The 7,418-nt window shown below is 60.8% G+C and carries 7 protein-coding genes; 4 read left to right on the top strand and 3 right to left on the bottom strand.

The genetic code is table 11. The features are described 5' to 3' along the window. The first annotated feature begins 303 nt into the window (after positions 1-303). Positions 304-837, top strand: coding sequence for a multicopper oxidase domain-containing protein (locus MUW49_RS17705; protein WP_244813030.1), 534 nt, complete (start codon positions 304-306; stop codon positions 835-837). Between the two features lie 290 nt (positions 838-1,127). Here the strand turns inward: MUW49_RS17705 and MUW49_RS17700 are convergent, their stop codons facing one another. Continuing rightward, a complete protein-coding gene (locus MUW49_RS17700) occupies positions 1,128-2,081 on the bottom strand; it encodes a LysR family transcriptional regulator (RefSeq protein WP_244813029.1) in 954 nt (317 codons plus the stop codon). 129 nt (positions 2,082-2,210) lie between these two features. Between MUW49_RS17700 and MUW49_RS17695 the strand changes: the two genes are divergently transcribed. Then, positions 2,211-3,062 carry a type 1 glutamine amidotransferase domain-containing protein gene (locus MUW49_RS17695; protein ID WP_244813028.1) on the top strand — a complete coding sequence of 284 codons (852 nt, stop codon included), beginning with the start codon at positions 2,211-2,213 and terminating at the stop codon, positions 3,060-3,062. A gap of 63 nt (positions 3,063-3,125) precedes the next feature. On the opposite strand, the gene MUW49_RS17690 is transcribed toward MUW49_RS17695, so the two are convergent. Then, positions 3,126-4,004, bottom strand: a complete 879-nt coding sequence (locus MUW49_RS17690; protein ID WP_043156124.1) for a LysR family transcriptional regulator — start codon at positions 4,002-4,004, stop codon at positions 3,126-3,128. Positions 4,005-4,165: 161 nt separating this feature from the next. Here MUW49_RS17690 and fdhD point away from each other — a divergent pair, with 161 nt between their 5' ends. Together fdhD and MUW49_RS17680 are read left to right on the top strand one after the other, a co-directional pair. After that, positions 4,166-4,951 carry a formate dehydrogenase accessory sulfurtransferase FdhD gene (gene fdhD / locus MUW49_RS17685; RefSeq protein WP_043156122.1) on the top strand — a complete coding sequence of 262 codons (786 nt, stop codon included), beginning with the start codon at positions 4,166-4,168 and terminating at the stop codon, positions 4,949-4,951. Next, the gene (locus MUW49_RS17680; protein ID WP_043156120.1) at positions 4,935-7,232 is read left to right on the top strand and encodes an FdhF/YdeP family oxidoreductase; all 2,298 of its coding nucleotides are present in this window, start codon (positions 4,935-4,937) and stop codon (positions 7,230-7,232) included. Before fdhD ends, MUW49_RS17680 begins: the two co-directional genes overlap by 17 nt. Positions 7,233-7,285: 53 nt before the next feature. On the opposite strand, the gene MUW49_RS17675 is transcribed toward MUW49_RS17680, so the two are convergent. Then, on the bottom strand, positions 7,286-7,418 hold a 133-nt coding region (locus MUW49_RS17675; protein WP_162231338.1), incomplete at its 5' end, for a transposase.

The following is a 7,418-nucleotide window of genomic DNA, read 5'->3' as shown; positions in this document are numbered from 1 at the left end:
CTTCAGTGCCATAGTCCTTGAAAAAATCAAACAGGCTGTAGCCTTTCTGGAATTGGACTTTGCTTTTGGCCATGATCTCGCACCTCAGTAACTGTACGTAAGATCAGTATAGCTCGTGGTGACTGCTAATCATGGGTAATCAGGAAGTATAAACACTGATGCGTCAGCCCTGGTTAGCAAAGGTAGCGTTACCAGGCAACGTAGTTGAGCAGTTCCGTTTCGATTTTAAATAACATTCACGTCTCGCACTCTGGCAGCAGAAATAAAAATTCTCTGCTGCCAATTATTAACGGAGGTAAACACATGAATCGACGCCAGTTTATCGTGGGGGTAAGCGGTGTAGGGTTGGTTGCGTTAGTGCCAAAATGGATTACAGCCGCAGAAGAGCACATAGTATCTTCAGCAGAGAATACGATGAGCTTATCGCCATTGTCGGGTTTGAAAGTGGCAAAGGAAGCAGCGCTTTTACCAGAAAATGCACTCCCCATAGGGTTACCACTCCCCAGCCTCAGCATGCTCAAAAACACAAGCTCGGAGCCAAAAACCTTTGCTGCGCAACTGACAGCTGTAATGCATGAGGTCGAATTGGCTGCTGGGGTGCGCACAAAGGTATGGGCGTATAATGGGCAATTACCGGGCCCGTTAATCGAGGTTAATGAGGGCGATATGGTTGAAGTTCACCTGCGCAATCAGCTGCCCCAAGCAACAACAATTCATTGGCATGGTCTACCTATACCTCCGAACCAAGATGGTAATCCCCAAGGGAAAGTGCGAACAAGTATCCCACGAACAAAAAATGAAAATTTTAGTCATTTAATATCAATTGGTTACCAGTAAATGCTCTCGTGCCATATGACTTATTCGCACCTTCCATAAACCGGAACACGTCAGGTTTTTATTGTACGGGTCAAGGTTATAGGCTCTTGAATTAAACGGCGGGAGGTGGCTCACAGAAAATTTTCAGCAGCACGATGCTTCATACAAACAGCAGAAGAGTTCATATATCGAGCCCTGACTGTATTGATATTTATGCATATTTATTTAATTAGGCAACCATTGTATCCAGAGTGCCACCTGCTTTTTGCCCCCGGTATCGGGGGCGCAGGCACGCAGATGAGGGGCCCTCGTCAACGAAGAGGGGGATATTCCCCTGGCACAGGCGACCCCTCTGGGTGCACCGTTGCCAGCAGATAATCCACGAAGGCCCGGACCCGGGCCGAGAGGTGACGGTGCTGTGGATAGAGGGCGTAGAAGGGGCGGGATCGCCCCGCAAAGGGGGTCATCACCTCGATCAGCTTGCCTTGCAACAGCGCCTCGGCCGCCACGAAATGGTAGATCTGGAACAGACCGCCCCCAGCCACCGCCCAGCCCAGGCCAGCCAGCACATCGTCAAGCACCCGCTGTCTGCTCTGAACATGAAGGTCGACAGGGTCCCCCTGCTCGTTCACGAACTGCCAGGGGAAGGGGCGACCCGTGCTCGGGGTGATGAACTGGATCAGATCATGTTGCGACAGCATCTCCAGGGAGGTTGGCGCGGGGCGGCGGGCGGCATAATCGGGGGTGCAGAAGACCCCGAGGCTGGCATCCTCCAGCTTGCGGGCGATGATCCGCCCATCGCGTGGCTCCCCCAGCCGGATGGCCAGATCGTAACCATCCTCCACGAAGTCGATGTTCCTGTTGGAGACATTGAGCTCCAGCTCGACCTCGGGATAGGCCGCCATGAAGCCCGGCAGCAGGGGCACCAGACGGTGGTGGGCATAGACGGTGCCCACGCTGATGCGCAGCACTCCTCTGGGGTGGCGCTGGCGACCGGTGATGGCCCGCTCGGCCTCGGCGATCTGCTCGAGCGCCTGCTGGCACTGCTCCCGATAGAGCTCCCCGTCATGGGTGAGGCGCACGCTGCGGGTGGTGCGATGGAAGAGTTTGACGCCGAGCCTGGCCTCGAGACGCTGGATGGAGCGGCTCACCGAGGCGGGCGTTACCCCCAGTACCTGAGCCGTGGCGGTAAAGCTGCCAAGTTCGGCTGCCTTGCAAAAAAGCTCTATGGTGCCGAGCTGGACGGGGTCGAAGGCACGGGACATATGTTCATCCATGTAAATAATCAAGTTCAATGGTGTGAGTTTATTCATCCTTGGGTAATCAGTAAATTGCTCATCGCGGGCGGCCCGGTGGCCGCCCGATCGATCACTGCCATCAAAAGGAAGATCACGATGAAGAACACCCTCAAGGCCGTGCTGGCCTCACTGCTGCTGGCGACCTCCGCTGCGGCCAGCGCCGCCCCGAAAGGCGAGATCCTGGTGCTGCTCTCGAGCGAGACCGAACTGCCGCTGCAAGGGGGCGAGAGCCTGACCACCGGCTTCTACCAGAATGAACTGGGGGTGCCTGCCGCCGCCCTGCTGGAGGCCGGTTATACCCTGACCCCGGTGACCCCGAGAGGGAACCGGCCCGTTGTCGACAAACACTCCGTCGATCCCCAGTACTTTGGTGGCAACCCGCAGGAGATGGTGCGCATCGGCGCCGTCGTGGAGGGGCTGCTTGGCGCCGGCAAGGTGCTCTCCCTGAGGGAGGTGCTGCAATCCGGTCCCGAGCGCTATGCGGGCCTCTTCATTCCCGGCGGCCATGCGCCCCTCATCGATCTTGCCAAGGATCCCGAGGTGGGGACCCTGCTTCGCCACTTCCATGACAACCACAAACCCACGGCCGCCATCTGCCACGGCCCCATCGCGCTGCTGGCGGCGCGGTCGGATCCGGCCGGGTTCGAGCAGTCGGTCATTGCGGGCAAGGCGGACGGCGCCAGAGAGTGGATCTACGACGGTTACAGGATGACCCTCTTCTCCGACAAGGAAGAGGCGGTGTTTGAAGGCTCCCTTGGCGGCGACAAGCTGCGCTACTACCCGGCGAAGGCCATGGCCCAGGCCGGTGGCAGCATGCAGTTCGTGGCACCCTGGCAGCCTGGCGTTGTGATCGATCGCGAGCTCATCACAGGCCAGAATCCCTTCTCCGACCACGCCCTGGCGAGCGCCTTCATCGCGGCGCTGGACAAACAGCAAGGGGCAGGCTGACGCGAGGAGAGGGGCAAGCTCCCCCGCTTGATCAGTGCAGGCAGCCCCAATGGGCTGCCTTTTTCATGCCCCTGCCTTGGCGAGAAACGCCTTCATGGCGGGGGTGACACTGTGTTTTCGGGTGATGAAGGCGATGGTGCCTGCGCTTGCATCGCTCAAGGGATGGCAGGGCAGTTTGAAGAGCTGCTGGGCGGTGGCGGCGATACCGGCGCTGACCACGGCGCAGCCCAGGCCGTGGCTCACCCCGTTGACCAGGTGGAACAGGGAGTCGGTTTCCAGCACCACCAGCAGGCTGATCTGCTGGCGGGCGGCGGCCTCGTCCAGGTAGCGGCGAAACTGCATGGTGGTGCTGGGCAGGAGCAGGGGGAGATCTTGCAGGTCCGCCAGGGTCAGCGGCTCGGTCGGGGCGCAGTGGGCAGGCAGGGGGCCCAGCAGGGCCATGGGGTTGGGGTGGCGAAGCTGGACGTCGAGGGCCCGGCGCTGATGCTCGGTGAGCAACTCGTCAAAGCCGAGCCCGATGTCGATGCGATGCAGATCCAGCTGCTCCATCAGGGTGGCATGGGTCATCACACAGAGGTGCAGACCCACCTTGGGGTAGGCGTCGTTGAACCCCTTGAGCAGCGGCATGATGTCGATGCTCGACTGGGGCACGACGCCGATGCGCAGCGCCCCCGACAGCCCGCCCCGAAAGAGGCTGAGCTCCTGGCGCATGGCATCCTGCTCCTGCAGCATCCGCTCGGCGTGGTGTAGCACCACTTCCCCCGCCTGGGTCAGGGCTACGAACTGGCTGTTGCGCACCACCAGTTCGGTGCCAAGTGACTTCTCCAGGGCGGTGATGCTGGCCGACAGGGTCGGCTGGGTGATGAAGCAAGCCTTGGCCGCCTTGGCGAAGTGACGGTGCTGGGCCAGCTCGTAGAAATAGTGCAACTGCTTGATATTCATCGTGGTAATGGCAGCAGGCAAAGGCAATGAGCGACAAATTTAATCAATCGACATCCCGATGGCAATAGAAGTTATCTATTGGTGAATAGATTTGTTTCATTGGTTTTGGTGCGGCGGCTTATCTAAACTTGAGGCCCGAATACAGCTTATAAGCGTCTCGCATGATCCCTTTCAATTCACGGTTGCCCAGTCTGGATGAGCTGGTGGAGGAGGTGGCCGTGTCCGTCAACATCAACGGCATCAACCATGCCGTCATGATGGCCACCCCGGACGATCTCGACGATTTCGCCATCGGTTTTCTGTTTGGCGAGGGGATCATCGGGGGCAACCATGATGTACACGATATCCAGAGCACCCCGTCCCAGCACGGCATCGTGCTCGATGTCACCATCGCCAACCGCTGTCTGGCAATGCTTGGCCAGCGCAAGCGCCGCCTGGCCGGTGCCAGCGGCTGTGGCATCTGCGGCGTGGAGGCCATCGAACATGCGTTGCCCGTGCTCACCCCGCTGACCCCGGGCGCCCCCTTCGACACCGCCTCTTTGCAGGATCTGCGGGAGCGCATCGTCCCCTGGCAGAGCAAGGCCCGCCAGAGCGGCGCCCTTCATGCCGCCCTGGCGCTGGATGATCGCGGCGAGATCCTGGCCTGCCGGGAGGACATAGGGCGGCACAACGCCCTGGACAAGCTCATCGGCATGCAGCTGCGCCAGCCGGTGCAGGCTGCCACCCTGGTCATCACCAGTCGCTGCGGCAGCGAACTCATTCACAAGGCGGTGCAATTTGGCGCCGCTCACCTCATCAGTCTTGCTTCCCCCAGTCAGCTCGCGGTGCGACTGGCCCTGAAGTACAACCTGACCCTGATCCATGTGCCCCGATCCGATGCCCCGGTCTGCTATGCCAGCCCCCGCGCCCTGGATCACGTTGGAGACTCCCATGTCCAGTCATATTGAAAAACCGGCCAAGGCCGGCGGCTTTTCCTCCTTGCAGTCCACCTTCAAGCAGGTGCTGCGCAGCCAGAAGACCCGCCAGAACATCAAGAACCTGCTGCGGGTCAACCAGACCGACGGCTTTGACTGTCCCGGCTGCGCCTGGGGTGACAACAAGCAGGGGGCCTTCCAGTTTTGCGAGAACGGCGCCAAGGCGGTGGCCTGGGAATCCACCGGCAAGACGGTGGGGGCCGATTTCTTCGCCGAGCATTCGGTGCGCCGTCTCGCCACCCAGAGCGACTACTGGCTCGAATACCAGGGGCGACTGACCGAGCCCTTGCGCTACAACCCGGCCACCGATCACTACGAGCCGGTGAGCTGGGATCAGGCGTTTGCCCTCATCGCCGACAAACTCAAGAGTCTGGCCAGCCCCGACGAGGTGGAGTTCTACACCTCGGGACGCGCCAGCAACGAAGCCTCCTACCTCTATCAGCTGTTTGGCCGCCTCTATGGCACCAACAACTTCCCCGACTGCTCCAACATGTGCCACGAGGCGAGCGGGGTGGGGCTCATCCAGTCCGTCGGGGTGGGCAAGGGCACCGTGGTGCTCGATGATTTCGACGCCGCCAAAGCCATCTTCGTCTTTGGCCAGAACCCGGGCACCAACCACCCGCGCATGATGAACGCCCTGCGCAAGGCGGCGCGCCAGGGGTGCCAGATCGTCACCTTCAACAACCTCAAAGAGGTGGCCCTCGAGCGCTTCGCGAGCCCCCAGAGCCCGGCGGAGCTACTGACCCCGGCGGCCACCACCATCAGCCACCAGTACCTCACGCCAAAACTTGGCGGTGACATGGCGGCCATTCGCGGCATGGCGAAATACATTCTGGAAGAGGAGGGGGGGCGCATCGATCTCGCCTTTATCGAGCAGCACACCGCGCACTTTGACGACTACCTGGCCCAGGTGAAGGCCACGGAGTGGACGCAGATCGAGGCGCAATCCGGCCTCGGTCGGGAGGCGATCACACGGGCGGCGCAGATCTTCGCAAGCAGCGAGAGCGTGATCAGCTGCTGGGCCATGGGGATCACCCAGCACAAACATTCGGTCGACACCATTCGCGAAATCGTCAACCTGCACCTGATGTGCGGCCAGATTGGCAAGCCGGGGGCCGGACTCTGTCCGGTGCGCGGTCACAGCAACGTGCAGGGCAACCGCACCATGGGGATCAACGAGAAACCCAATGCCGCCTTCCTCGATCGCCTGGAGCGCTGTTTCCCGGTGGGCTTCAAGCGCACGCCGGGGCACAACGTCTACGAGGCCCTCAAAGCCCTTCATGGCGGCAAGAGCAAGGTGCTGATCTGCCTTGGGGGCAACCTGGCAGCCGCCGCGCCGGATACCGAGTTCACCTATGAAGCGATGCGAAGGAGCGAGCTCAACGTGCAGATCAGCACCAAGCTCAACCGCAGCCACCTCATGGTGTCAAAAGATGCCCTGATCCTGCCCTGCCTGGGCCGTACCGAGCTCGATCAGCAGCGCACCGGGGTGCAGAAGATCACCGTGGAGGACACGTTCAGCATGGTGCACGCCTCCACCGGGATGAACGAGCCGGTCTCGCCGCTCTGTCTCTCCGAGATAGACATCGTGGCCCGCATGGCCGAGGCAACGCTTGGCAGCGATCGGGTGGACTGGCTGGCGCTGCGGGATGACTACGGGCTGCTGAGGGATCTCATCGAGGAGACCATCGCGGGCTTTGGCGACTTCAACCGCCGCATCGAGGAGCCCTGCGGCTTCCATCTGGAGAACAGCGCCGCCCTGCTGCGCTGGAACACCGCGAGCGGGCGCGCCGAATTCAGGGCGAGCCGTTTGCCGGACTCCATCCTGCCCGAGTGCACCAGCCACTCGGAGCAGATGGTGGACCAGCCCGTGCTGCTGCTTCAGAGCCTGCGCTCCCACGATCAGTACAACACCACCATCTATGGCATGGATGACCGCTATCGTGGCATCAAGGGGCGACGCAATGTGGTCTTCATGAACGAGGAGGATGCCAGGAGGCTGGGGCTCGCCGAGGAGCAGCGGGTGGACATGAGTGCGGTGTGCAACGATGGGCGCGAGCGGGTGGTGCGGGGCTTTAGCGTCATCTTCTACGAGATCCCGAAAGGCAACATCGCCGCCTACTACCCGGAGACCAACCCCCTGGTGGCCATCGAGAGCATAGGGGAGGGCTCTTTCACCCCCACCTCCAAATCGGTGCCCGTACTGGTGACCCCGAGCGCCGCCTCGGTCGAGAGCCTGGCTGTCACGCTCTGATCTTCTGACATGGATACCGTCCGACCCCTGCCATGGCAGGGGTTTTTTTAGGTTCATCGCGGCTTTCCGGGGAAGGCCGCCTTGATTTTCAGAAAAAAGTATTCTGAGTCCCTAAATCCATATGCCATGCGCTTTATCACTTTGATCTTGTTGTTCACCCCTTCCAGCACACTCGTGTGCATCGGG

This window comes from Aeromonas sp. LsrichE-8G (genome assembly GCF_022869435.1).
GTDB lineage: Bacteria > Pseudomonadota > Gammaproteobacteria > Enterobacterales > Aeromonadaceae > Aeromonas > Aeromonas caviae.
Note: the sequence above shows the minus strand (reverse complement) of the source record. Positions and strands in the feature narration are given on the sequence as shown.